Annotated in this window: 19 protein-coding genes; 10 read left to right on the top strand and 9 right to left on the bottom strand. The window is 66.1% G+C overall.

Going from position 1 to position 26669, the window contains the following annotated elements; all coding sequences use genetic code 11:
• Window positions 1-22: 22 nt before the first annotated feature.
• The 5 genes from C474_RS05115 (at window position 23) to C474_RS05095 (ending at window position 5944) form a co-directional block, all read left to right on the top strand.
• Window positions 23-715: a nitroreductase family protein gene (locus C474_RS05115; RefSeq protein WP_008384610.1), complete on the top strand. Its 693-nt coding sequence runs from the start codon at window positions 23-25 to the stop codon at window positions 713-715.
• Window positions 716-1066: 351 nt separating this feature from the next.
• On the top strand, window positions 1067-1351 hold the full coding sequence (locus tag C474_RS05110; protein WP_008384608.1) for a winged helix-turn-helix domain-containing protein: 285 nt from the start codon (window positions 1067-1069) through the stop codon (window positions 1349-1351).
• A gap of 500 nt (window positions 1352-1851) precedes the next feature.
• Window positions 1852-3069 carry an FG-GAP repeat domain-containing protein gene (locus C474_RS05105; RefSeq protein ID WP_008384607.1) on the top strand — a complete coding sequence of 406 codons (1218 nt, stop codon included), beginning with the start codon at window positions 1852-1854 and terminating at the stop codon, window positions 3067-3069.
• Between the two features lie 137 nt (window positions 3070-3206).
• Window positions 3207-4355 carry a Gfo/Idh/MocA family protein gene (locus C474_RS05100; RefSeq protein ID WP_008384605.1) on the top strand — a complete coding sequence of 383 codons (1149 nt, stop codon included), beginning with the start codon at window positions 3207-3209 and terminating at the stop codon, window positions 4353-4355.
• Between the two features lie 347 nt (window positions 4356-4702).
• Complete coding sequence (locus C474_RS05095) at window positions 4703-5944, top strand: carbohydrate-binding domain-containing protein (protein ID WP_152421601.1); 1242 nt, start codon at window positions 4703-4705, stop codon at window positions 5942-5944.
• Window positions 5945-5946: 2 nt separating this feature from the next.
• Here C474_RS05095 and C474_RS05090 read toward each other — a convergent pair whose 3' ends face one another.
• A complete protein-coding gene (locus C474_RS05090; RefSeq protein WP_008384601.1) occupies window positions 5947-6912 on the bottom strand; it encodes a glycosyltransferase family 2 protein in 966 nt (321 codons plus the stop codon).
• Between the two features lie 453 nt (window positions 6913-7365).
• Between C474_RS05090 and C474_RS05085 the strand changes: the two genes are divergently transcribed.
• Both C474_RS05085 and C474_RS05080 read left to right on the top strand, forming a co-directional pair.
• Window positions 7366-8796 carry a right-handed parallel beta-helix repeat-containing protein gene (locus tag C474_RS05085; RefSeq protein ID WP_008384599.1) on the top strand — a complete coding sequence of 477 codons (1431 nt, stop codon included), beginning with the start codon at window positions 7366-7368 and terminating at the stop codon, window positions 8794-8796.
• 277 nt (window positions 8797-9073) lie between these two features.
• Window positions 9074-10399, top strand: coding sequence for a glycosyl hydrolase family 28-related protein (locus C474_RS05080; RefSeq protein WP_008384597.1), 1326 nt, complete (start codon window positions 9074-9076; stop codon window positions 10397-10399).
• 107 nt (window positions 10400-10506) lie between these two features.
• Here the strand turns inward: C474_RS05080 and C474_RS05075 are convergent, their stop codons facing one another.
• Window positions 10507-11418 (bottom strand): alkaline phosphatase family protein, encoded by a 912-nt coding sequence (locus C474_RS05075; RefSeq protein ID WP_008384595.1) that lies wholly within the window; start codon window positions 11416-11418, stop codon window positions 10507-10509.
• A gap of 323 nt (window positions 11419-11741) precedes the next feature.
• On the opposite strand from C474_RS05075, the gene C474_RS05070 reads away from it, so the two are divergent.
• Window positions 11742-12734, top strand: coding sequence for an alkaline phosphatase family protein (locus tag C474_RS05070; RefSeq protein ID WP_049916733.1), 993 nt, complete (start codon window positions 11742-11744; stop codon window positions 12732-12734).
• Between the two features lie 206 nt (window positions 12735-12940).
• Here the strand turns inward: C474_RS05070 and C474_RS05065 are convergent, their stop codons facing one another.
• Together C474_RS05065 and C474_RS05060 are read right to left on the bottom strand one after the other, a co-directional pair.
• Window positions 12941-14365, bottom strand: a complete 1425-nt coding sequence (locus C474_RS05065; RefSeq protein WP_008384591.1) for a sulfatase — start codon at window positions 14363-14365, stop codon at window positions 12941-12943.
• 173 nt (window positions 14366-14538) lie between these two features.
• Entirely contained in the window at window positions 14539-16299 is a 1761-nt protein-coding gene (locus tag C474_RS05060) for an asparagine synthase-related protein (RefSeq protein ID WP_049916732.1), read from the bottom strand.
• A 240-nt stretch (window positions 16300-16539) separates the two neighbouring features.
• Here C474_RS05060 and C474_RS05055 point away from each other — a divergent pair, with 240 nt between their 5' ends.
• Together C474_RS05055 and C474_RS05050 are read left to right on the top strand one after the other, a co-directional pair.
• Window positions 16540-17724, top strand: coding sequence for a glycosyltransferase (locus C474_RS05055; RefSeq protein ID WP_008384588.1), 1185 nt, complete (start codon window positions 16540-16542; stop codon window positions 17722-17724).
• On the top strand, window positions 17721-18824 hold the full coding sequence (locus tag C474_RS05050) for a glycosyltransferase family 4 protein (protein ID WP_008384586.1): 1104 nt from the start codon (window positions 17721-17723) through the stop codon (window positions 18822-18824). The genes C474_RS05055 and C474_RS05050 overlap by 4 nt, the downstream gene beginning before the upstream one ends.
• Before the next feature lie 577 nt (window positions 18825-19401).
• Here the strand turns inward: C474_RS05050 and C474_RS05045 are convergent.
• The 5 genes from C474_RS05045 to C474_RS05025 all read right to left on the bottom strand — a co-directional run bounded on the left by C474_RS05045 (window position 19402) and on the right by C474_RS05025 (window position 26580).
• Window positions 19402-21225, bottom strand: a complete 1824-nt coding sequence (locus C474_RS05045) for a hypothetical protein (RefSeq protein WP_152421599.1) — start codon at window positions 21223-21225, stop codon at window positions 19402-19404.
• Window positions 21226-21307: 82 nt separating this feature from the next.
• A complete protein-coding gene (locus tag C474_RS05040; protein ID WP_008384582.1) occupies window positions 21308-22297 on the bottom strand; it encodes a DUF1616 domain-containing protein in 990 nt (329 codons plus the stop codon).
• Between the two features lie 112 nt (window positions 22298-22409).
• Entirely contained in the window at window positions 22410-23180 is a 771-nt protein-coding gene (locus C474_RS05035; protein WP_008384581.1) for a glycosyltransferase family 2 protein, read from the bottom strand.
• Between the two features lie 164 nt (window positions 23181-23344).
• Window positions 23345-25180 carry an alginate lyase family protein gene (locus tag C474_RS05030; RefSeq protein ID WP_152421598.1) on the bottom strand — a complete coding sequence of 612 codons (1836 nt, stop codon included), beginning with the start codon at window positions 25178-25180 and terminating at the stop codon, window positions 23345-23347.
• A gap of 74 nt (window positions 25181-25254) precedes the next feature.
• A complete protein-coding gene (locus C474_RS05025) occupies window positions 25255-26580 on the bottom strand; it encodes a glycosyltransferase family 4 protein (protein WP_008384577.1) in 1326 nt (441 codons plus the stop codon).
• Window positions 26581-26669: the final 89 nt, after the last annotated feature.

Here is a 26669-nt window from a genome sequence, read left to right as displayed (position 1 = left end):
TCCCGCGAAGCGAGTACTCGGTATGGAGTACTCAGAAGTCGTCACGTCCCGACGGTCCGTCCACCAGTACGCCGACGAGGACCTGCCCGCCGAAGTCGTCGAATCGATATTCGAACGCGTCCGGTACGCTCCGTCGAGCTACAACCTTCAGCCCTGGGAGTTCCTCGTGCTCACCGAGGGCGAGAACCGGGCGGCGCTTCGGGAGGCCGCCAACGGGCAGGAACACGTCACCGACGCCCCCGTCGCCGTCGTCGTCCTCGGGAACAAAGACCCCGCGGCGCACGCCGAGGCCGTCTTCGACGACTGGGTGGCGAAGGGATACCTGCCGAACAACGACGCCCGCGACGCCGTCATGGAGAACGTCGCGGCGATGTCGGAACTGCCGGCGGAGGAGCGGCGTGTCTGGACCGTCCGTTCGACGACCATCGCCGCCACGGAACTGATGAACGCCGCCTGGGATCAGGGCGTCGCCACCTGTCCGATAGGCGGGTTCGACCCCGAAGCCGTCGTCGAGGCGTTCGACATCGACGGGAGTCAGTACGAACCCGTGATGCTCGTCACGATGGGCTACCCCGCCGACGAGGCGGCCGACGTGGACCGAGAGCGCAAGTACCGCCGCTCGGTGGACGAAATCGTCCATTTCGACGAGTTCGACCCCGCCGCGTCGACCGAATCCCCCGCGGCCGCTGAGACGCCCGCCTCGTCCGACGACTGAGCGGCGCCGGCCTCGTCTTCGTTTCTTCTCCCCCAACCCGCCGACCGGACGGTCCCGATGCCAACTCATCCGCCCGGGCGAAAGGACCAAAAGGTATCTGATAGTTAAATATATAAAGAAATTAATCTCACAAATACAGAACATTCAATATTTTTTGAATGTCTCCGAAAATCTTATTTAAGGGTACACTAAACGTAGAGTAATGCCAGAAACCGCGGAGAATAGAATAGGGGGAGCAGTCGGGTGTCGCCGGGGGGCGAACAACCTGTTTTCGGGTCGCACCGTGGGACAGTGCGAATCGGAGAGAGACGAGGGAGCGAACGCGCTTGCTATCGGGGGGAGGACGACCCGATGAGCATCGGCAAGAGCAGGTGGGACGACGTCGGCTACGTCATCAGCTCTCGGTATAGAGTGCTCGTTCTCAAGCGACTCATCGAGGGACCGGCGACGCCGTCGCTCATTGCGTCGGACTCGGGGAGTTCCATCACGCACGTCTCGCGGGCGCTACAGCAACTCCGCGAGCAGTCGCACGTGACGCTGCTGGTGTCCGAGGAGCGAAAGAAGGGTCGCGTCTACGGTATCACGGACGAGGGGCGGTCGGTGTGGGAGACGCTCGACGCGAAGGACCTCGTGTAACCCGCCGGGAATCGGCTTTTTTGGCGGTGAGACTCGACATCTGTCCGAGCGGAAGTGACGGGGCCACAGGGTGGCTTCGACGACGACCCGACCGTTCCAACCCCGTTAATAGTCCATTAACCGCCGATTTGACCCCGTTCGCCACCTCGGTTCTGGGGAGAGATTCAGAGTGGACGATGAGGAGAGCCCCCCTTCCGGAGAGACGTTCGGCCGGAAGGGTCTCCTCGGGACTTGGGAGGCTCACTCTCGGTCGCGTTCGCCCGAGTCGAGCGAACACCCTCAAACAGATGTCGATGGTACAGACTCGATATCGGGCGACGGCGAGCGCTCGAACGACGGGCTGCAGGGAAAGGGTAGGGTTGAAGCCGCGGTTTCGCGCGCGTTCCGCGGCGGATAACAAAGCACCAATTGGACGACTAGCGACCAATGGACCGAACCCGTGCGGCCGCGTCGACCCGACAGACAGAGAACGACCCGACGGACCGGACGGAGGCGGGGAGATGAGCGACGAGGCTTCCCGGACCGCAGACGGTCGCGGGGCGTCGACGGGCGAACTCGCCGAACCGGGGACGAGCGACACGGAGTTCCGGTTCCGACACGAGATCATCGACGCGAACCCGCCGAGCGGTCGCCTGTTCATCTGCCACCCGACGGATCTGACGGGGGACGGCCGGCCCGACCTCATCGTCGGCGGCATGGGCTCGACGGACGTCGACACGTTCGTTCCGGGGCTAACGGTCGAGCGCTCGTCCATCCCGGGCTACTTCTTCAAGCGGTTCGAGACGGACCTGTTCTGGTACGAGAACTCGGGGTGGGAGCGCCACGAGATGACCGACGAGAGCGAACTCCGACTGCTGGGGAGCACGCTGGTCGACTTCGACGGCGACGGGTCGGAGGACGTCGTCGTCGGGCAGGGTCTCGGCTTCGGGGACATCTACTGGTTCGAACGGCCCGCGAACCCGCGGGAGACGTGGACGAAACACCTCCTCCGGAGCGACTTCGAGAAGTACCACGACCTCGCGTTCGGCGACGTCGACAACGACGGCGAACCGGAACTGGTCGGCGTCTCCCAGGAGAGCGAGACGCTGTTCTACTACGACGTTCCCGACGACCCGCGGCGGACGCCGTGGCCCGAGGAGACCAAGCACGTCATCGAGTCGGGAGTCAACCTCGAAGGCCTCTGTATCGTCGACCTAGACGGCGACGGGCAGAACGAACTCATCGCCGGCACGCACGTCTACCGGCAGGAAGGGGACGACTGGGAACGCGAGACCGTCGTCTCCGGGTGGGACTGGACCCGCGTGGCCGTCGCTGACCTCGACGGCGACGGCGAACTGGAGGTCGTGTTCACGGAGGGCGACTCGCCACTCCTCGGCAACCACCCCGGTCGCGTCGCGTGGTTCGATCCGCCGAACTGGGAGCAGCACACCCTCAGAGACGACATGTACTGCCCCCACTCCCTCCAGATAGAGGACTTCACCGGGAACGGACTGCCCGACATCTACGTCTCCGAGATGGGTCTCGGCGTGAACGACGACCCTCAGCACCTCATCTTCGAGAACCTCGGCGACGGGACGTTCGAGGAGCACGTCATCGCCACCGGCGTCGAGACGCACGAGGCGAAGGCCGTCGATATGACGGGCGACGGACGACTCGACATCGTGGGGAAGTCCTACGAACCGGACGCGCACGTCGACATCTGGTACAACGAGTCCTGATCGCGCGCCGCGGAACCGAACCCGGCCCGACCGACCGAGACTGATTCTCCGAAACCGCCGAGTAGGGGTCGCCGTCCTTCGAAACGGAGGCGGTTATATCGCTACTACTGATATGTCGAGGACGCCACGTCCGTGACATGACGTACGACGTGGCAATCGTCGGCACCGGTCCGGACCCCGACGACCCGGACACCGACGGCTTCGCGATGGGGTATCGACACGCATCCGCCTACGACCGACTCGACGACTGTCGACTCGCCGCCTGCGTGGACATCGTCCGGCCGAACGCGGAAGCGTTCGCGGAGGCGTGGGATCTCGGCGAGAACGCCGTCTACGAGGACGTTGGGCAGATGCTCAAGGAGGTGCGACCGGACGTCGTGAGCGTCACGGTGCCGCCGTCGGTCCACGCCGACGTGGTCCTCCAGTGCGCCGAGAGCGACTCGGTGGAAGCGATTCACTGCGAGAAGCCGATGGCGAAGACGTGGGACGACGCGAAGCGGATGGTCGCGGCCTGCGAGGAGGCGGGCGTCCGACTCACGTTCAACCACCAACGGCGGTTCGGTCGCCCGTTCCGGGAGGCCAAGCGGCTGCTCGACGACGGCGCTATCGGTTCGCTCGAACGGGTCGAGATAGGCGGACCGAACCTCTACGACTTCGGAACTCACCTGTTCGACCTCTGCGGCTACTACACGGACCAGTCCCCGCCCGAGTGGGTTCTCTGCGGCGTCGACTACGGCGAGGAGAACGTCCAGTTCGGCGCGCACAACGAGAACAACGCGATAGCCCAGTGGGGGCACGAGAACGGCGTCGTCGGCATCGCCTCGACCGGCGACTACGGCGTCGTCCCCGCGCAGATGTGCCTGGTCGGCGACGACGGCCTCATCGACATCTGCACCGAGGACGGGCCGCCGCTTCGGTACCGGAGCGGTTCGACGAGCGGATGGAAGACGGTCGACACCGGCCGGGACGGCACCCACGGACCGACCGACTCGCTCCCGCAGGTCGCCGCCCGGAAGGTCGCCGCGCGGCTTCCGTTCGTCTCCGAGGACCGGTTCCGGACGCCGACGTACATCGAACGCGCCATCGAGGAAGTCGTGACCACGCTAGTCGAAGACCGCCCCTCCGAACTCTCGGCCGAGAACGCCCTCCAGTCCACGGAGCTCATCTTCGGCGCCTGGGAGTCCGCGCGGCGGCGAGAGCGGGTGATTTTCCCGCTGGACGCCGACGGGAACGCGCTCGAAGAGATGGTCGAGTCGAACGAACTGCTCGCCTCCGGCGACGCGTAACCGCGTCGCTTCGAGCGTCGGAGGCGGAACGACGAACTCGTCGCCTCGCGGTCGAACACCCAGTCTACCGCGCGGCCGCCGACACCCGCTGCCCCTTCATGCGGCTCTTTTTGTCACTATCTGGTAACTGAATGTCGCTATCTGGATAGGATTTATCTACCGTCCGCTGTTAAGTATGCAAAAGCGATAATTAAGATATTCCTGTATTTCTTCTCAGGATGAGTAGAAAGCTTTCCGACGAAAATCGAATCGAACGGCGCGGGCTCGGGGGGGCAATCAGGAGTTGGGTCTCAGGAGGGCCCCGTTCGCGACCGCGAACCGAATCCGCGTCCGAATCCGACGCGGAGGTGGGAGCGTCTGACCAAGTCGAAATCGGCCGGCGTTCGTATCTGAAGATGGTCGGCGTCGCCGCGGCGACGGCCTCTGTCGCGGGATGCACCGGAGCGTCGGGCGGCGTCGCCAGCGTCCAACCGGTGTCGGCGTTCGGCTACGGTGGGGCGGCCGTCCTCCAGCAGGCCTCCTCGCTCGACCTCAGCGTGAGCGAGTCCGAGTCGAACGACAGTCGGGCGACGGCGATGGCCGTCGACCTCGGCGCCACGGTGTCGGGTCGGCTGACGTCCTCGGAGGTCGACTGGTACGCCGTGGACGCGACGCAGGGGCAGGAACTCGCCGTCGACTTCGAGCGAGCCACCGACACCGGCGTGGTCGCAGTCGTCGTCTACGACAACGGCGGTCAGTGGAGCGACCTCCGATATCTGGGCACTTCGGGCCCGGTGACGGTCCGGAGCGCCGTCGAGGAGTCCGGGACGCACTACGTGCAGGTCATCGACGTCGAGGACGGCAGCGGAGACTACACGCTGGCCGTCTCGGCGGGCGGGGCGGAGACGCCAACGCCGACACCGACGCCGACCCCCACTCCGACGCCAACGCCGACCCCGACACCCACTCCGACGGACGGGCAGGCGCCCTTCGGCGGGCAGGTCAGGACGCTTCCGGGCCAGATCGAGGCCGAGCACTTCGACGCGGGCGGCGCCGGCGTCGCGTACTTCGACACCACGAGCGAGGCGAAGGGCGGCGCGTACCGGACGGACGAACTGGTGGACATCGAGAGCACGCAGGACGACTCCGGCACGTACAACGTTGGGTGGATGCAGGAGGGCGAGTGGCTGGAGTACACCGTCGACGTGACGGCCGCGACGTACGACGTCAAACTCCGGGTCGCCTCGCCCGTCGACGGCAAGCGGTTCCGCGTGCTGCTCGACCGGGAGGAACTCGGCGTCGTCGAGGTGCCGAACACCGGAAGCTGGCAGTCCTGGGAGACGGTGACGATAGAGGACGTCGTCCTGTCCGAAGGGGAAGGGCAGGTCCTGCGGGTCGAAGTCGTCGACGGGGACGTGAACCTCAACTGGATCGAGTTCACGAGTAACCAACCGGCGGTGACGCCGACTCCCACGCCGACTCCGACCGCGACGCCGACGCCCACCCCCACTCCGACCCCGACTCCCACCCCGACGCCCGTGGTCAACGACAACTACGGAATACAGGGCTACGGCGAGATGGGATACGGCGGCGTCGAGAAATCGAACTGAGGTTACTCGGGGACCGACGACCCGGCGACGAGACGGTTCGCGACCTGCGCGAGTCGGTGGGTCGTCCGCCCGCCGAGCGTCACGCCGGCGTACAGGAGGAACGTCGGTTCGAGGGGGTAGTGTTGGACCGCCTTCAGGAAGAACCGGCGGGCCACCTCGTAATTTCTATCGTTTATCGACGCCGACCCGACCCGGTAGGCCGTCCAGCCGAGCATCTTGCGCTCGAAGAGGGGGCCGTACTCGGCCGCCAAATCGCGGTACTTCTCGATGAACAGCGCGTAACTCTCCAAGAGGGTGTCGTAGTCGTCGGAGATGCGGTTGTGCGCGTCGTACTCGTAGGTGACGAGCGCTTCTCCGATGGGTTCGAACTCGCACTTCGTCGAGAGCGAGACGTACCACTCCAAGTCGGCCCACCGTTTGAACCGCTCGTCGAACGGCGTCGCCTTGGCCAGATCTGACCGAACCATCACCGCCGACTGCGTGCCGACGACGTTCCGGCAGAGCACCGCCTTCGTGATGTCGCCGCCGACCGGTTCGGGGACGACGACGTCCTGGACGCTGCCGTTCATCTCGCCCTTTCGACCGACGTAGACGAGGCCGACGTCGTCGCCGGCGGTCCGGAAGCGCGCGACCTGTTTCGAGAGCTTTTCGGGGTCCCACCGGTCGTCGTCGTCCAAGAACGCGATGTACTCGCCCGTCGCCGCCTCGACGCCCGTGTTGCGGGCGGCGTTGGCGCCGCGGTTCTCCGAGTGGCGACGTATCTGGAAGGAGTGCACGTCTGGGGAGACGCCGTCGAGAACCTCGCTCGCCGGCACCTCCGAACAATCGTCGACGACGACGAGTTCGATGGGCGCGTACTCCTGTTCGGATACGGTGTCCACCGCCGTCCGCAGGTACGTCGGGCGGTCGTACGTCGTGATGATCACCGTGACCACGGGGTCGTCCGTCTGAGAGTCGGTTCGGCTCATCGGGTCACCGGACGGGCGGGCGTCGCGGGCGCGGTTGCGTGGCGTTCGATCCGGACATCTTTCTCGTCCGTCTCCTCCCGGCGTGCGCATACTGTTATGCGTGTTATTACGGGGCGAACGGGGCCGCCAAGCGGCGCGAAAGAGTAGACAACCATTTTATGCTTGAGCCGGGAAATTAGTTACATTGCTACTAATCTGCGGACAGGAGTGGCGGCAGCGACGAATTCGTCGGATAGGGACAGTTCCGGGCGTACATCGCCGCAGTCGGTCATCTACAGAGCGTATACCTTTAACCGCCAGAGACCTTCGGATAGCAAACGGATCCCGCAGTCGGCGGACCCGTCGACGCCAAAACCATGAACACAGACACGAGACACCTGGCAGCGTTCGACGGACAGGAGAACGCGCCGGTCGGGCGAACAGGGGCGGTACAGCGAGGGGAGCGGACGAGCGATGAGTGAAGACGCGGACCGCCGAGCGGAGGCAGAGAACGGGCGGGAGGCCGGCGAGGATGGGGAGGAGACCGCGGAGGAAGAGACGATAACGCGCCGGGAAAGTATCGTGGCGGCCGTCGCCGGAGTCGTCGGCACCGGGACGCTCGCGCTCTCGTATCTCTTCTCGGACGGGGACGACGACCCAGAGTCGGAGGTGCCGACCCCGATGTCTCCGACCCCGACCGAGGTCGACGAACAGGCGCCCGAAGGGGAGGACATTCGAGACTACGGCGCGAAGATAGACGGCAAGACCAACGATGCCCCGGCGATCATGCGGGCGTTGCGGGCGGCCTCCCCGGGCGGCGTCGTGAACCTACCCGCGGGGAACATCCTCCTCGACGGGCGGAACACCGACTCCAAGGCCATCCGACTCAACGCCTCGAACAAGAACGTCACGCTCCGGGGGGCCGGCCCGGAGTCGGGGAAGACGAGATTGGTCTTAGCCCCCGGTCACAACGGTGTCCACAGCGCAGTGTACATCGGTACGGACCCGGGGAACAGCGTCGGGACCGTCCGACTCGAACGGCTCACCATCGTCGGGAACAAGCGGAACCAAGGGCCCAACCCCGGCTTGGGCGTCCGCACGGAGGCCGAAGGCACGCTAGTTATGCGCGATTGCCACGTCACCTCCTGGCTGAACGCGGGCGTGAAACTGTCCGGCGGGATGGACGCCGACATTCAGTACTGCGAGTTCAGCAACAACGGACTGCGGTCGAACGGCGGCCACGACGTCTCTCCAAACCAAGACCGGCGTCAGACGGAGACGGTCATCAGGCGGTGCCACTGTCACAACTCGGGCGGGGCATCCGTCGACGTGGGGCAGACGGAGGACACGCAACTGCAGACCGTCCTCATCGACGAGTGCATCCTCGAGAACAGCCTCGCGTCGTTGAAGCTATCGACGCAGAACAAGTTGACGACCGTTCGCCGGACGCAGATGCTCGGCGGCGACGCGACGACGATTCCGGTCAAAGTGAATCCGACGGACATCAGTATCGACGACCTGATCCTCGAAGACGTGCTCATCGACGGCGGGGGGTGGCCGGCCATCGACCTGCCGTGCCCCGGCCGCTTGCGACTCGACAACGTCGCCATCATGAACGTCGACCAGAACAACAAACAGCGCGGACAGGACCGGGGAGGAATATTCACCCGCGACATCGACTTCCGCGACTCCGGTCGTATCTCCATCCACAACGTCGGTCAGAACAACGAGAGCATCGCCCTCAACATCGAGGACGGAGCAGGTTCGATAGCGGAAATCGTCTACGGCAACGTCGCCGGCATGGGCAAGAGCCAGGGGGTCAACGTGCAGAAGACCACCCGCGGCGAACCGCTGCAACCGAACGTCGTCGCCCGGGGGAACGTCGGACCGCGACCCTCGTCGTGACCGCTCCCCGGACCCGACCGCTCGCGGCCGGTGCGCGCGAACGCGGTCGGCACCGGGTTGGTATCGACGCGGTAAGTAAACCGCGAGTACCCGGCTATAACTTGCCAGCAGCGGGCACGTTCGGGAGGATATATGGAAAGAAGAGTTATTCACGGATGAGTGTATGCGGAGGTATGGACGCAGAACGCGGCGCCATCGGGTGCCTCCAAAAGAGAGCGGACGACCGACGCGAAACCTCCCCTTCGACCGAGGAACGAACCAACTGAGACCCGTCATCATGCCAAAGAAAGTTACAGACTTCGGTGCGGCCGGTGACGGATCGCGCGACGACACGGAAGCCATACGGGACGCCGCGAACGCCGCGGGTCCCGGCGGAACGGTCTACTTCCCCCCCGGAACCTACCTCGTCGGCTCCAACAGCCGCGTCCCCTTCGCGTACCCGGGCGACGGAAGTTGGGACAACCTGACGTGGGCGGGCGCCGGCGCGGACGAGGTCACCATCAAGATGGCCGGCGGCCAGACGAAGGCCCACTTCGTCTTCTTAGTGAAGGGCTCGCAGTCGCCGCGGGACGTGACGTTCGACGGACTCACCGTCGACGGGAACAAAGACCAGCAGTCGAACGACAGCGTCGGGCTGTGCGTCCTCACGGAGGCCGAGGGACTGTTCAAGATGCACAACTGCCGGCTCAAGAACGCGCAGAACGCGAACCTCAAACACTCCGGGCACATGGACTCGGAGATCACCTACTCTCACTTCCAGAACGCCGGCTACGTCTGGAACGGCGGCCACGGCATCTCCCCCAACCAGACCGCGAAGACGACGACGACCATCCGGAAGTGTCTGTTCTCCGGTCAGGAGGGCGCGGACGTCGACGTGGGACACGCGAAGACGCAGGACTGGCAGACGGTCCTCATCGAGAACTGCGTGATGCGAGACTCCTACCGCGGGAGCCTCAAGATGACGCAGGAGAACGCGAAGACGACCATCCGAAACACCATCATGAAGGGGAACTCGGACACCGAAATCCCCGTGAAGGCGAACCCCTCCAACGCGTCTATCGGAACGGTCGCCCTCGAAAACTGCATCATCGACGGCGGGAAGTTCCCCGGCATCGACTTCCCCGTGCCCGGTCGCCTCGAACTGAACGAGGTGGCTATCAAGAACGTCGGGCAGGGGGGACACCGCGACGGAGCGGGCATCTACACCGACCAGATGGAGGTCGTGGGCGGCCGCATCTCCATCCACGGCACCGACACGATGGTCAACTTCACCGACAGCGCGAGCGGGTCTATCGACGAAATTATCCACGGGTCGAGCGTCTCGCTCGGCCGGGATCGCGGTATCGTCGGCTCCACGGCCGTCGGTAGCGCGCTCGAACCGTCCGTTCCGAGCGAATCCGACGTGGGTCCCGGAGCGAGCGACGGCGCGGACCAGGACACCTCGACGCCGACACCGACCGACCCCGAAACGTACGGCGGTTACAAGAGTCCCGAACCGGGCACCGTCGACTGGCACGTTCCCCTGAACGAGAACTTCGCCAAGATCGAAGACGACGTGCTCGAACTCCTCGCGCGGATTCAGCAGCTCGAAGCGCAGCACTGAGCTGAACGGCCCGACTCTCTTTCTGGCATTTTCCGGCGTCTCGGCGCACACCGGCGGCGGCTCAGTGTGTGCGGAGACCCCGGTCGAGTCGCGTCCGAAACGGCGAGTTACACCTTGTAGCCGAGGTCTTTGAGGTTCTGTTCGACTTCAGCCATGTCGACGGCGTCCGACGAGACCGGCGGGTCCGCGGTGACGGTCCGGCGCGGGCCGTCGGCGACGACGTGCCAGGGGACCGTCACCAGCTTGTCGGTGAAGATGCCCGGCGGGTGGCCGACCCAACGGACCGGGAACGGCGTGAGTCGGTCCCCAAGCATCTCGCCGTGGTCCGAGCTGATGACGGTCTTGCCGTCGAGTTCCTCGATGAGCGTCTGAACGTGTTCGAGGACGTATCGGAGGTTCGACCGGTACGCCTCTCGGACGTCCTCGTAGGTCACGTCGCTCCCGCGGACCGTCTCCCGGAGGCCAGTCCTGTCGAGGTCGAACGCGTCGTTGTCGGTGTCGAGGTACGGGTAGTGCGGCTGCATGTAGTGGATGAGGAGCCGCTTGTTCGGGTACTCGTCCTTGAGGTCCAAGACGGCCTGGGTGACCGCCTCGGGACTGGGGACGAAGCCGTCCGCGACGTCCCGTTCGACGTCGTGGTACGCGTGGAGTTCGCAGTTCAGTTCCTCCTGTAGCTGGAGATACCAGCGGTTCCCGGAGATGTACACCACGTCGTGGAGCCGCTTGTTCTGGAAGTTTCCGCGGACGAACTGCTTGCTCGCGCTTCCTCGGGACTGCCGGGTTTCAGGGGCGCCTGCGAACGGCGTCATCTCGGCGTAGACGTCCGCCCGGCAGGCGTCCAGGAGGATGAGGTTGTCCCAGTCCTCGTCTTCGAAGACGTCCGTCCCCATCGTGTTGTACTGGCTGTTGCTCATTCGGTCGTAGTACGCCCGGTTGAGTCCGAGTCCGACCAGACCGGGGTCTCGGAGGGCCCGAGTGAGTAGCTCCGGGTTCTCCCGGATTCGATCCCAGAGTATCATCGGCGGCCCCCGTCGGTCGCGAGTCGGGTCTCGGTCGATGCTGTCGGCTCTCGAACGGTCGCGGTCGTGGTCGCGACCGCTGGTCCTCGTCGTCGAATCGCGTCGGGAGCGCCGACGGGCGAGTTTCCACGGGGAGTGGAGAGCGTCATGGTACGGTGAACCCGCTCGGTCCCTAAAAATATAGAGCCTATCACCGGTCCGCTCCCGTCACCGACGGCGCCGCAGATGTCTTTGGAGAACGACAGTTTCACGGTCGGATGGGGTCGTATTCGGGATTGTACGCTCCATAACTATATCCGCTATCCGCTGTACCCTGTAGCCACATGCACACCGACATCCGAGCGTGGCTCAGAGAGTTCCCCTCGGAAGTCAGAAGCGGGAGTAGTCCGAAGCAAGCCCTGTTGAAGTCCCTCCGCGGCGCGTTCAACGGCCCCTACTTCTCGCTAACGACTCGATATCCCCTCGGAACCAACATCTACGAACGGGAGTGGGACCTCCTCATCGTTCTCGACGCCTGCCGACTCGACGCCCTCCGCGCGGTCGCCCCCGAGTACGACTACCTCGAACTCGTCAGCTCCATCTGGTCGGTCGGGAGCGCCTCCCACGAGTGGATCTGCAAGACGTTCACCAACGAGTACCGCTCGGAGATAGAGAAGACGTCGCTCGTCACGACGAACCCGTTCGTCCCGCAGACGTTCGACGACCGCGTGTTCCCGCCGAAGTCGTACGCCGTCCCCCTGATGTGGGCGGACTGGGACGTGGTCGAGAAGTCCGCGTTCGGGAACCTCCTCCAGATACACCGACACGACTACGACGAGTACTTCACCGCGCCGCCGCCGGAGGTGGTCACCGATTACGCCATCCAGATGGCTCGCGAGGACCCCACAGAGCGGATGGTGCTGCACTACTTCCAACCGCACACGCCGTACATCGCCGACGCGCACCGCGAGAAGCGGACGCTGACGCCGTTAGAAGACGACCCGTGGCGGGAGATGATGCAGGGACGGGCGACCAAGGAGGAAGCGTGGGAACTGTACATGGACAACCTGCGCTTCGTTCTCGACGACATCGAAAGGCTCCTACAGAATATCGACGCCAAGCGGGTCGTCATCACGGCCGACCACGGCGACCTGTTCGGCGAGATGGGCGGCTACGGCCACCCCGAGGGGTTCGTCCACCCCGACCTGAAGCGGGTCCCATGGGCCCTCGCCACCGGCACCGATACCGGCGAGGAGGTGCCCGACGTGGACGTGGCCAGACAGACCGACGCAGACTACGACGTCCAAGAGCGACTGGAGAAACTCGGCTACCTATAGTCGACCCGCCGCCGCGCCGAATCGCCCTCCTTCTCGTCCCCGCGAACACCACGGAGCCCACTCTCCCGTCCGCACCCGGCGCCATCTGCGACCCCTCAGCGCCGTCTGCTATCTGTACGACGGTCAGCGAGCGGAAAGCGTCGGCCGACGATACGACGGCACGATGACGAACTCGCGGCGCGAGAGGCCGATTGGCGACCGGCGATTCAGTCCATCACGTAGCCGAGGTCGGAGAGCTGTTTTTTCATCGCGTCCGACATCTCCCGTTGCTCGGCGTTCCGTTCGCCGCGACCGAGTCGCTCGGAGAACGTCTCGAAGAACTCGCGGTGTTCGTCCGCGACTTCCGGGTGGTCGGCCGACACGTCGGTGTCCTCGTCGTCGAGGCGGTACAGTTCGTCGCCGCGGTCCCCGCGGAGCCACTTGTACTCGTCGCTGCGGACGGCGTGGACCAGTCCCGACTGGAAGCGGTCGAGGTCCGCGTCCGGGTTGTGCTTTCTGACCTGCTCGACGGCCGTCTCGTACGTCTCGTTGCCGCGTTGGCTGAGCGCGTACGTCCGCGTCTCCTCTCTCGGGTCGATGCCCTGGAGTTCCGACAGCGTCTCGTCGGACGCCCCGGCCTCGTCGAGGAGCATCTGCATCACGTCGATGTGCTGGACGAGAGCGTCCTCGGGGAGGTCCGTGACGGACGGGAGGCCGTGGACGACGGTGGGCACGTTGACCAGCCCGTCGTGCAGCGAGAACTGGTGGCCGATCACCCCGTGCTCGCCCAACAGGTCGCCGTGGTCGCCGGTGACAACGAAGACGGTCGGTCCCATATCGAGCGACTGGATGTGGTCGAAGAGGTCGCCCACCTGGTGGTCGGCGTAGGCGAGGACGCCGTCGTACATCGCGTCGATGGCCTCTTTCACCTCGGACGAGAACTCACAGCCGTTCGCTATCTCGCGATAGTAGTTCATGCTCCGGTCGAACGCGACGTCGGCGGCCTCCTCGGTGGACATCTCGATGTCGTCGGTGAAGGCGTCGCGGTACGGCAGCGGCGGGATGTAGGGCAGGTGTGCACCCTGCGTGTGAACGAACATGAAGAACGGTTCGTCCGACCCGCCGTAGTCGCTGATCCGGCGCTTCGCCAACTCGGTGGCGATGAACTCGGGTCGGTGTCGGCTGGCGTCCGTCGTGAACCCCGCGGAGTGCTTCCGCAGTCCGAGGAGGTACTTCAGCAGTATCTTCGGACCGGCCGTCTGCAGGAGGTTCGATTTGTCCATCCAGGTGAAGTCCTGAAAGCCCCGGTCGAGTCCGGTCGACTCGCTGCAGTAGGCGTTCTGCGAGAGGCCGACCGTCCGGTAGCCCAACTCGGCGAACCGCTCCGGAATCGTCGTGATGCCCTCGGGGAGCACGTCGTTCCAGAGTCCGGTGCCGTGGTGGGAGGGGTACGTCCCCGTGAGGATGGACGAATCGGAGGGCAGCGACCACATCGCGTGCGAGACGCAGTTGGTGAGCGCTCTGCTGGTGGGTCCGTCGGCGATACGCCGCATGTTCGGCGTCGTATCGCGGTGGTATCCCGCCATCGAGGTCCGGTCCGCCCGGATGCTGTCCAGGTTCAGCCAGACGATGTTTGGGCGAGTGTCGGTCATTGGTCTACCGTGTCGATGCGTTCGGTGGCTTTATTTTTGTAGTGCATAAGCGAGTTCGTAAATCGAAGCCCCCTCCTAACTCCGTTCAGAGAGCGTCTCCGAACGGTTCCGATACGGTCGAAGGGAGCGGAGCGGGTGGATGGTCTCTGGGTGCGACGGGTCGGGCGGACGGCTCACAGGTACGTGTCGAACCAGTATTCGAGCGACGTGATGTGGGCGATGACCGGCGAGAGATTCTCGCCCCGCTGGTGGCGGGTCCAGAGGTCGGAGAGGTCGTCGGAGAACACGTCGCGCTCGGCCGCCTTCCGCAGGTGCGTCTCGGCCCAGTCGGCCAACTCGGTGTCCATCCGGAGCCAGATGTCGGAGAGCTGTCCGTTTCCGTACGTCGGCTCCGACCGGAGTCGACCGAGACCCACGTTGGCGACGAAGCCGAGGACGTGCGCCGGGTAGGGATACTTCGGCGGCAGTTTCGTGCGTTCGTAGGTGATGTCCGCGAGTTCCGGGGCGACGCGCTTCGTCATCCCGAGTTTCGCCCGCGAGGTGCCCATCGGAATCGACGTGGTGAACGGGAACGTCCCCTTGCGGTACTTGGTCGGGAGGCGCGCGCACCACTCGAGGAAATCGCCGTCGGTGTAGACGACCCGGTCGCCGCCGACGTCGCGGATGATGGCGTTGGAGGCCATCGCACACCGGTTGTAGTAGTTCTTGAAGTGGATGTCCAACACCTTGTTGTGGAACGTGTTCTCCTCGCTCTTGTCGGACTCCTCCCGGAACGTCTTGACGGGGTCGACGCTGACGGCGAGGCAGTCCTCGACGAGGTCGATGTCGAGGGCGGCCTCGCTGGCTATCTGCGATTCGACCGCCGAGTCGTACCGGGTAAAATGCGACTGGAGGAGGTGGTCGCCCAACAACGACCCCTCGACGCCCTCCATGAACACGCTGGAATCGTCGATATCGTAGGACCCCGAGAGGTTCTTCGTGATGTGCCAGGCGACCATCCCGCCGCAGACGTCGACGAGTCGCTCGATGCGCTCGGGCGACGGCAGCAGGTCCAACTCGGTCAGTTCCATGCCGAGGCGGTCAGCCACCTCCCGGGCGATTTCGATGTTGTCCCCCGTCGGCGGGTTCGCGTCGTACGTGTACGCCGACAGCGTCTCGAACTCGTGGTCCCCGGAGGCTGCCGCCTTGCAAAGCGCGGAACTCGTGTTTCGGCTGTCCAGTCCGCCGGACAGCCAGATGCTCGCCTCCTCGGGGAGCGTCGAGGCGGTCCGGTCGACGGCCGTCGTGAATCGGGAGGCGAGTTCGTCGAGGTACTCGCCGCTGGGTTCGGCCTCGTCGTACTCCGGTTTCCAGTAGCGCTCGCCGCGCCACTCACCGTCTTCGAACTCGTACACCGTCGCGGGGCGGGCCATCGATACCTCCGAGACGAGCGTCCGGGTGCCCCAGAGCAGGCCCATCAACAGGAAGTCCGAGACGGCCTGCTCGTCTATCGCGGGTTCCTCCACGAACGGAAGACACGCCGCGACGGACGTCGAGAACACCGGCCGGTCGTCGACGAGAAAGCACGAACGCGCTCCCAGTTTGTCCGTCGCGACGAGGAGGCGGTCCGCGTCGTCGTCGACGCCCACGAGGAGGAACGTCCCATCGGTCCGCTCCGCGGCGGCCACGGGGTCCTCGAAGAACGCCTCGACGAGTTCGTCGTCGTCCGTCTCGCGCCACTCGCGCGCGGTGACCGCGCCGTAGACGAACAACGTCCGGTCGCCGTCCACGAGCGTCCGGACGCCTTTCGCGTCCGAGACGGGGAGTCGGGCGTAGATGGAGGTGGTCTCCCGCTCGGTTCGGTCCTCCGTCTCTTCGGAGACGCCGTGCACGGGGGTTTCTTCGGCCGCGTCTTCGCAGTCCGCGAGCGAGGGGCTTCCAACCAATCCTGACATATGGCATACTTCAGTTATCTTATTCAAATAGTTACTTACCGGCTATCCGCCCGTCGCGTCCGAATCGCGGGGGAACGAACCGGCGGTCACGTCGGTAACTGCGTCTCGCGTCTCGGACGCCGTCGCCCGCTTTCGGACGGGTCAGCGGAACCGAGAGAACCCGCCGCGCGAAGCGCCGCCCCCGGCGTTCGTTCAGTAGGTGTGATATAACTTAGGCCGGATTCTACCCACGGTACCGTAATGACTCACAGCGTTCTGGCGAGCGCAGTCAACCATCCGGACGCCATCAATCCGTACATCGGACTGTTCAACCAGCGGATCGTCCAGTCGTTCATGCGGCATGGGATGGACGTCGACGTCGTCTCGCCGCGGCCGTTCGCGCCGCCCGTCGGTCCCCACTCGGAGTACTCGATGCTCCCGACCGTCGAAGAGTGGGACGGCTACAGCGTCCACCACCCCCGCTTTTTCTACCTGCTGCCGAAGCGGTTGTTCTACGGGAGGGCCGGCGACTCCTTCGCGAAGCGTATCCCGCGGTACGTCGAGCGGACGTTCGACGTCCCCGACGTGATCCACGCCTGCCACATCTACCTCGACGGCTACGGCATGGTCGACTACTGCGAGAAGCACAACGTCCCCCTGTTCGTCGTCTCGCACGGACACTTCATGAACGAGTACGAGGAGTTGGCCGACGGCGTCCGCGAGAAGGTGGACGAGACGCTCGGCGCCGCGGAGAAGGTGCTGTGCGTCAGCGACGCCCTCGCGGAGAAGGCCGCAGAGCGCGTCCCCCGCTCGAAGGTGGAGGTGGTCCCTATCGGGGCGACGCCGTCGCGGTACCCCGTCGAACGGAAGGCGGCGCTCCGGGAGGAACTCGGCGTCGACCCGGAGGCGACGGTGGCGCTGTTCGTCGGGGAGTTCTGCGAGCGGAAGGGAATCCCCGAACTGGCCGAGGTCCTCCCGGACCTCGACCTCCCGAACACGGAGTTCGTGTTCGTCGGCCACGGCGGCGACGAGGAGTGGACGCTCCGGCGCGCCCTCGCGTCGAGTCGGTTCTCCGCCCGTCACGTGTACACGGGAATCACCTCGATGGCGCTGCGCCGGTGGCTGGCCGTCGCGGACGTGCTCGTCCTTCCCAGCCACGCGGAGGGGCGGCCGACCGTCATCTACGAGGCGATGGCGGCCGAGACGGCCGTGCTGTCGACGACCGTCGGCGGCGTCCCCGAACAGGTCGAGGACGGCGAGACGGGCGTGCTGATACCGCCGGGCGACACCGACAGGCTCCGCGAAGCGCTCACGGCGCTCGCCGGCGACCGGGAGCGACTGCTGGAGATGGGTCGGAAGGGGCGCGAGCGACTCGTCGAACAGGGGTGGACGTGGGACGACCACGCGGAGCGAGTATACCAACTCCACCGCGAGGCGCTGGAATGACCGACGGGCTCCGAATCGCGGCGGTGACCGCACACCGCTCTCACGAGGTGGCCGAACCGCTGTCGTTGGCCGACGGTACGGTCGAACTCGTCGACATCGACGCCTCCGACGGCTTCCTCGAACGGAACCTCAACACGGTCGTCCGCCTGCTCGAACTGACCAGCGACCCCAAGCCGGACGCCGTATTGTCTGACTGCCTCGGACTGCTCGGCTTCCTGATCGCGGCCATCTGCGTCCTCCGGGGCGTCCCGTTCGTCTTCCGCTTCAAGGGCAACCACTGGCAGGGGTTAGAGGAGATATACCGGACGGGGAAGGACGACGGACTCGGAACGAAGCTCCGGTACTACCTCACGTACGCCCTTGACGAGGCCATCTACCGGTCTGCCCGCGGCTACGTCGTCGTCTCCGCGGAACTGAAAGAGGTCGTCGTCGAGCGCACGGGCTGTCGGCCGGAGCAGGTACACGTCGTCCACGTTCCGCTCGTCCCCGACCGTGAGGACGGGTCGGCGCGGGCGGCCAGAGAGCGGTTCGGAATCGAGGAGGAGACGGTGCTCCTGACGGTGACGAACCTCAAGTACCGCGGCAAGTACGACGGCGTCCGCACCATCGTCGAGGGGATGGAGTCGGTGCTCGCCTCGCACGACGACGTGGCCTACGTCGTCGCGGGCGGCGGTTCCTACCTCGAAGACGTGCGGGCGGCGGTCGACGCCATCGCCGACCCGGCCGTCCGGGACCGCATCTACGCCCTCGGCTTCGTGGAGAACGTCGCGGACCTCTACGCGTTGGCGGACGCCTTCGTCTACGTCTCGCACATCGACGGCTACCCGCGGTCGGTTCTCGAGGCCCAGCAGTCCGCGCTCCCGGCGATGGTCAACGCCGCCCACGGGATGGTCGAACAGGTCGAGGACGGCGAGACCGGGGTCGTCCTCGAGGAGGCGACGGCGGAACAGGTCGCGGCGCAGGTGACGCGACTGCTGGATGACGACGGGCGCGCCCGCCTCGGTGAGAACGCGCGGATGCGGGTCCGAACGGAGAACGACCCCGAGGCCATCGGCCACCAACTCGTCGCCGCCATCGACGCCATCGTCGGCGGTCGGTAGCCTCCGAGTCCGACGCGCGGCGACCCCCGACTCGCCTTTCTTTTACCCGCGGTTCGACGGACCGATAGTTCGAGGAGTCACACGGCCGTCGTGCGGTCGCGTCCGGGATCGAAGGACCGAGACGGGCGCCGAGAGACGGCGGCGTCCGACTTCCGACGCGTCTCCGGTAACACGGGAGCGCCTCCTGTAACACACGGGCAACTCCCGTAGCACGGAGGGCGTGACTGTCGAGGCTCGGAGCGCCCCCCGACACGGACGGTTCTCGCAGAGCGCGCTCGGAACGCGGTCGCTCTACTCGAAGTCGGTATCGAGCGACGAGAGAACGCGAGACGGTACCGCCTCCCCGGGAGTGCGTCGTCTCGGGGTGCGTCGCCACAAAGTACGTTGCCGCGGTTCCGCAACCGCGGATACCGCGCCGTGCTGTCGCGGCGTCGCGGCGAACGCGGTCCGGAGAGAAACGTATCGGTCGTCGGAGGCGAGGCGTGGTGGCGCGGCGAGCGTTCGATTACCGAAGAACAGCGTCAGTCGAGGCGGCGACGGGGGAGTCGCCGCGGTTGAGCACCCGGTCAGGGTACTGTCATCCGGCCAGAGTGCTGTTGACGAGGTAGGTGTCGTAGCCGCCGTTGGCGTAGACGTGCGACACCGTCCCGTCGCGTTCGAGGCGCTCGTAGTCCCCGTCGTTGAACTGCCAGAACTCCCGGTAGTCGGGGTACATCTCCTCGTAGAAGATGCGCCCGCTCCGGGTGATGATCATGTACCGGTCCTCCTCGTAGCTGGCACCGAGCGTGTCGTGTTCGGTGTAGTTGAAGTGTGGCGGCGGTCCGACGGTGGTGCTGGCCGGAATGACCTCGTCCTCCGTGTAGCCCGCCGTCCCGTACAGCGCGTCGCGGAACCGACGGAGGTTGATTCCGTACTGTATCGTCGGGTTGTCGGGCTCTCGGAACTCCAGCGTCCAGTCGGCCCCGTCGAGTTCGGCGCTCGTCACCTGGTGGTTCCGCTCGATGGCGTACGGCGAGTAGTAGAGTCCGAACGTGCTGATGACGACGAGACAGGCCAACACGAGATAGCAGCCGACCTGGACGACGCGCTTCCCGTTCGCGTCGGCCGAACGGTAGAGCACGTAGAACAGCGACCCGGCGAGCAGCGCGGCGAAGATGCGAGCGAGCATGAGCGGTCGGCCGAACCCGACCACGAGGTCCATGACCAAGAACGGGACCGCGAGGCCGGCGAACAGCGCGAACCCGCCGAGGAACGTCGTCCGATAGATGCCGAGGTCGCGGCGGCGGTCCGGCGACGAGAGGGTCCAGAGCGCGTAGAGACCCGCGAGCGAGAGCAGGATGACGGACATCCCGTATTTGACGAGTCCGATGCGGACGAGGTCGGTCAGCGCCGGACTCGCCTGCGAGACGGTCGAACCGTAGGACTCGAGCGTGGACGTGCCGCCCTCGGAGGCGGCGAACGTCTGCACGACCGTCTGTATCTTCCCGGTCACCTGCGAGAAATCGAGGTACCACGCGGCGAACATCCCCAGCGCGAGGTGGGCGACGGGAGTCGCGCCGACCGCGCTGCGCCACTCGACGGACTCCCCAGTCAGTATCCCCTGGTCGTGGACGAACTTCGCGGCGGTGTAGACGCCGAAGATGAACAGGAGGAACAGCGTCGTCAGCGGATGGTAGACGACCATCGCCGCGGCGGTGACGACGAGGGCGACTCGGACCGCAGTCGACCGGGTCCGCTGCTCTTTGAAGAACAGATAGAGGACGAACGGGATCAGCAGGACGCTCTGCGGGTAGGGCGAGGGGTTCACGTGCGCCGTTCCGCCGATGAGCAGGGTCACGAACGGCAGCGACAGGAGCGCTCGCGTCCTGTCGTACACCGTCGAAATCAGGGCGAACGACGCCGCGAGCGAGAACAGCGAGATGACGACCGCGACGGAGTTGATGAGGTGTAACGGCTTAACGCCGCTCGCGTACGAGAAGCTCAGCACGAGGAAGTGCAGGTTCGGGTAGATGTCCTGCTGACCGGCGATGCCGGTGGCCTGGATGGTGACGATCTGACCGACGTGGGTCAGCACGTCGCCGCGCCCGAACACCGGATAGCCCCTGAAGTACGGAAGCAACAGCAGGAGCGCCTCGACCACCAGTATCAACAGCAGGCCGAGTCGCCACGCCCCGCGTTCGGACTCCCCGCCGAAGGCGCGTTCGAGGACGGCGTAGTGGCCGATGAGAAGCGCGAGCACAGCCAGCGCCCAGAAGTACCACGGGTACGCCTCGTAGATGGACATCTCGTAGGCGCTCGCCGACGGCGTCGAGAACAGGATGTACGTCAGCGCGACGACGAGCGCGAACCCGGCGGTCACGAGCCATCTCGTAACCGGTCTGCGGATCGAGGACCTGCTCATTGCCCGTCCCCTCCGCTGGTCGGGTCGTCGGTCGGCAGGCGATTCGGTCGGGTGGTAACGTTGTCGTTCATGGTTCGTGAGTTCAGGGGGCGGTCGCGTTCACCCAGATGTGGGTCGAACGGTACGCGTTCTCCTCCGTCGGATTCTCCGGTGGCGAGCCCCGGTACAGGAGGAAGATGAGTCGGAGGCGCTCGCCGGTCACCGACGAACGGGACGTGAGTTTACGCTGCCCGCGGAACGTCTGGCCCGCTTGCAGCGTCGTGGAGAACCGCTCGAGTTCGCTCTCCGCGGCGACGCGGCGCTCGCCGTCGACCGTTTCGATCCGCTGCAGTTCCGTGACGACGGAGTATTCGACGGTTCGCTCCTCCTGGTTCCCGATACCGACGTAGATGGACCGGGGTTCGGTCGGGCTGAGTTGCGACGGGAACTGGTCGGCGACGAGGGTGCCGTTCTCGCCGTTGTCGGTCAGGAGGTAGAGTTCGGTGTAGCGCTCTCCGTTCTGCGGTTCCGCGAGCGTCGCACCGGCGAACCCGGCCGACGCGAGGAGGAATACGGCGATCAGTAGATGCGTTTTCGGGAGGGACCCGACTCCGCCCGAGAGGCGATCGAGGGGGAGTCGGAATCGCTCGCGGGGCGGAACTCTCGCGCGTCGGACGGCCGCGGCGACGAGGCCGACGGCGACGACGGCGAAGAGTCCGACGAGCACGGACACCCGCGTGATTCCGAACTCGGTGAAGTTCAGACCGAGCACGACCAGCGGGGTGGCCATCAGACTCAGTCCGACCGCGAGCACCGCACGTTCAGCCGCGGAGACGGTCGGGTGGTTCACGCGAAGGGTCTCCGGGGAGGGTGACCGCGCGGGGAAGAGCGCGGCGGTGAGTGCGTAGCCGGGAAGCACGAGTACGTACAGTGCGCCGAAGACGACCGTGATCGGAGCGAGGAGCGCGGAGGGGCCCACCGCCACCCCGAGACCGAGGCCGACGACGGCGAGAACGGCGGCGACCGCGAGGTCGAGGAACGCCGCCGCGGCGCTTGCCTCCGGCGCCTGCTCTCCGAGGGAGCGACTTACCATGGCTGCGGAATGGACGCGCTCGGTCTAAAAGCATCGCTCGGTAGGAAGGGGATAACTCCCGCAGAAACGGGGTTCACGGGGACGGGCACGAGCGATGCGGGCGAGGGGTCGCTCACTCTTCTATCGTCCGTCGTTGTCCGGCGTACGCCCCCCGGCCGTCCCGCGCGTACTTCAGGTAGCCGTGGACGAGTCCCACCGATCGGGCGACCTGACTGGTCGCCTCGAACAGCGTCTCGCGCGGCGAGTCGCCGAGGTAGTTCGTCGGGATGAGCACCTGCGTGAGGAGTCGCCAGCGGACGTTTTCGCCCCGGATCAAGTAGTACGGAACGGCCTCTCGACCGTGCCGGTACGCCTTGCCGTAGTAGTCCCACAGCGAGTCCGCGAACGGGTGGGCGACGACGAGGTCCGGGTCGTACCAGAACTCGTACTTTTCGGAGATGCGGTTCGCGAGTTCGGTCTCCTCGTGGCCGTACGGGAGTCGTTCGTCGAATCCGCCCACGTCCTCCAGCACCGAGCGCCGGACGGCCATGTTGCAACCGACGACGGTTTCGGTGACGTGTCCCTCCTCGCCCTGGTCGTACTGCGAAGAGAGCCCGCGGGTTATCTCCGCGCCGGTGTCGATGATTCGACCGGTCACCGCCGGATGCTCGTCTAAGAGCGCGGACACCCGGTCGAAGTAGCCCGGTTGGGGGTCGGAGTCGTCGTCGAGGAACACGAGTTTATCCGAGTTCGCCCGCTTGATACCCTCGTTTCTGGCCGCCGATGCCGTCGCGTCGCCGCGGAGGATGATCTCCCCCTCGACGGACGCGGCTTCGAGCTGTTCTTCCCACCCGAACGTCGGGTCGGTTTCGAGCGTCGGGATGATGATTGAGATATCTACCATGTCTGTCTCCCTCGGCACGACGAATCGCCGTGCGTGGCCGCGACGCCGCGTCGCGGCCGGGTTCTGGTCGTAGGGAGACACAGACGGGGCATTGTTATGAACGGCATACGTCCGCAGACGGGCGTCCCGAACCGTCTCGGGGCCGTCGACCGGACGAGCGCGGGTCAGGAGAGTCGGTCCGGGAGCGAGCGGTCCGTCCCGTCGAGCGACAGCACACGGGGGTCGTCGCCATCGCGTTCGAGCGCGACGGTCTCGTAGGGCCGCTTCGACAGCAGGAAGCCGAACGAGACGTCCGCGCCGGACGAGCGGAGCGTGACCGACGGTCGCTCGACCTCGGTCAGGAACGACGGGAAGTAGGGGCTGGTCCCGACGGTCGTCTCCGCCGCCTCGAGCGGGTACAGATAGGCCAGCGGGTCCGCGTCGTCGTCGGTTCGGAACCCGAGACCGGCCGCGCCGGTGGACACCGCGCCGTCGACGGCGACGTCGGGGTCGACGTGGAGTCGACTGCGGATCGGTCGGGCCTCGTCGGCGGCGACGCGGTCCCAGACGAGCCACCAATCGTCGTCGGCGTAGATCCGGCGACGGTGGGCGTAGGCGTCGCTCCCGCCGGCCCGTCGGTAGGCGCCGTCGAACGCGGTCACGCCGTCGACGACGCCGTACCGCACCGTCGGGTCGAAGCGCCGACCCATCAGGTAGCTCCCCGCGATGTCTATCGGTTCGACGTCGCCGTACTGGACCGTGTTGTGGGCGGCGACGCTCCGCGTGCGCTGTCGCCTGTCCGTCGGCGCGTACTCGTACGTCCCGGTGTCCGTCAGGACCGACCGCCCGTCGACCCACAGCAGAACGGAGAACTGGTCGTTGTGCGAGTGCGCCGGGAGGTGCGGGGGACCGATTCCACCGGCGTCGACGAGGAGCGAGTCGTCGCCCCGCCCGAGCCAGTAGTACCCGGAGTCCTCCATCGCCGTCGTCGTCGACGGTCCCGGGTCGACGCCGACCGCACTCGCGTAGCGGAGGCACGCCCGGAGCGACAGCGACTCCCCGTGGACGGAGTCGTTGAGGAGCGGCAGCCTCCCGTCCGGCGGGGCGATGGCCCGCAGGAACGCGGTCCCCCGCTCGGCGGCGTCTCGAATCTCCGGCGGCGGGGTTCGCCCGTACCGCTGGAGGAGGTCGAGCGCGGTCAGATACCGCGTGAGCGTGAGCGCGTGGTACATCGGACTCAGCTCGAAGTGGCCGCCGTCGGCCAGGAACTGGTCGGCGGCGTCGGTCAGCACCTCGACGCCCGCATCGACCCACGGGTCGCCGGCGTCGTCCACCAACAGCCCCGCGACTACGAGCGCGATGCCGTTCTCGATGAGGTGGTTCCCGCCGATGTCGTGTTCGACGTGGTTCGAGAGAAACGAGGCGTTCCGGTACAGGAGGCGGTGCAACCGCTCGGCGAGGTCCGGATACCGCTCGTCGGCCCCGAGCCACGCGTAGTACCGAGCCGCGTTCAGGAGTCGGAACGAGACCGAGTGGGGCGTCCACGCGCGTCGGAGGTACGCCTCGGTCCCGATATTCGTGCCCGCGTCGGCCTGCCAGTCGGCGATCCAACGGGGGAACGTCTCGGTGGCGGCCGGGCAGTCGGTCGGGTCGTCGTGGCCGAGGTACGCCCCCCGGAGGAACTCGAACCCGTGGAACTTCAGCGCCCAGAGCGCCGGCGGTCCGTACACCGCCTCGTCGTGCCAGCCGACCCCATCGGGGCCCTCGACGCGAATCGTGCGGTCGAGGAAGGTGACCTCGCCGTCGGTCGCCTCGGCCGCGCGGGCGCGGAGCGCCGAGCGGTCTTCACCCGAGAGGCTCCGGCGCAGCACCGTCGTGTTGGCCCGAAGGGGGCCCGGCGTGCACGTGATGTCGTCGGGGATGCACCGGTCGTATCGGGCGTCGAAATCGACCGGGAGCGTCGGGATGACGGCGTGTCTGAGCTTCCGTTCGGCGACGCCGGCGAGCTGTCTGGGTTCCATGTTGCTCACCGTCCGAAACAGCAGTGACAGCGTCCGCACGTCCGCGAACCGGCTCGAAGAGGCGCTCCCGCCGCTCACGACAGATCACGGCTCGTCGCCGGCGCGGACCCGTCCGCCTGCTCGCGTCTCCCGATGAGTTGCTTGACGCTGTCGTCCAACCGCTCTGCGATCCGGCGGCGGTCGTACCGCGTTCGCACGAACTCGTGCCCACGGGCGCCCATCTCGGTGCGCAACGTCTCGTCTTCGAGCAGTCTATCGAACGCGGCGGCGATCTGATCCGGGTCGTTGTCGACGTGGATGCCGCCGCCGGACTCCTCGACGAACCGCCGGAGCTCGCCGCAGCCGGTGACGACGATGGGGAGCCCGCAGCCGAAGTACTCGTACACCTTCGTCGGCATCGCGTAGGCGAGCTCCTCGTCTCTGACGAGCGGTGCGATTCCGATGTCCGCCTCCGAGAGGAGTTTCGGAACATCCTCGCGGGGGACGGGGTCGACGAACGTCACTAGGTCTTCGAGGGACTCCTCCTCGACGAGCCGTCGCAGTTCCGAGACGGTGTCGCCGCCGCCGATGAGACGGAGCTCCGCGTCGTTATCGACGCGGTTCATCGCTCGGATGCACGCGGGGAGGTCCTGCGCGTGGCCGATGTTCCCGACGTAGACGATGACCGGGCGCTCGTTCGACGACGACGCCGTCGAGTCCGAGCCGCCGGCCGGGACGGAGATGGCCTCCGACGCGCTCTTCGCGCCGATTTCGACACCGAACCGAGACATGTCGACGCCGTTGGGGACGACGAGAATCTTCTCCGCCAGCTCCTCGCCGTACTGCTCGCACAGTTCTTCGCCGAGCATCTCCGTCGTCACTGCGATGCGGTCACCGCGGCCGAGCACCCGTCGCTGGAACGCTCGGCTCGCCCGCTCCAAGATTCCGCCCTCCTCGATGAATCCGAGCGAGACGGAGGCGTCTATCCACAGGTCCCGAACGTCGACGACCCACCGGGTGCCGGTGAGCGAGGGCACGAATCCGGCGATCCCGGTAAAGATAGGCGGCGTGGTCGTGAGAACCACGTCGTACCGGCGGAGATTGAATAACATCCACAGCGTCGCGTGAAGCGCGAACGTAATGTAGTGCGCCAGCCGCGAGAGGGCGTGCGGGTCGGACTCGGTCGGCTGCCAACTCCACAGCCGACGGACGGTCACCCCGTCCATCTCTTCCGTCTCGCTCCGCGTCCATCGCTGTTCGAACTCCCCGTGCGGGAAGCTCGGCGGGGGGCAGAGGACGTCGACGTCCCACCCCATGCGCTGGAGGTTCGTGGTCATGTCCCGCATCCGCGAGGCGTGACCGCTCGTGTCCGGCGGGAACTGTTGGGAGACGACCGCGATCCGGTCGCGCGAGTCACCCATCGTCGAACGTCTCCGTCCCGCACCCGTCAGTGCGGTACTGTGCGATACCATCGCGTACGTAGTGCGATAGCGGCCTCCCCGTGTCTCGG

This window comes from Halogeometricum pallidum JCM 14848 (assembly GCF_000337095.1).
Lineage (GTDB): Archaea > Halobacteriota > Halobacteria > Halobacteriales > Haloferacaceae > Halogeometricum > Halogeometricum pallidum.
The sequence above is the reverse complement of the archived record's forward strand: the minus strand, read 5'-3'. Positions and strand labels throughout refer to the sequence as shown.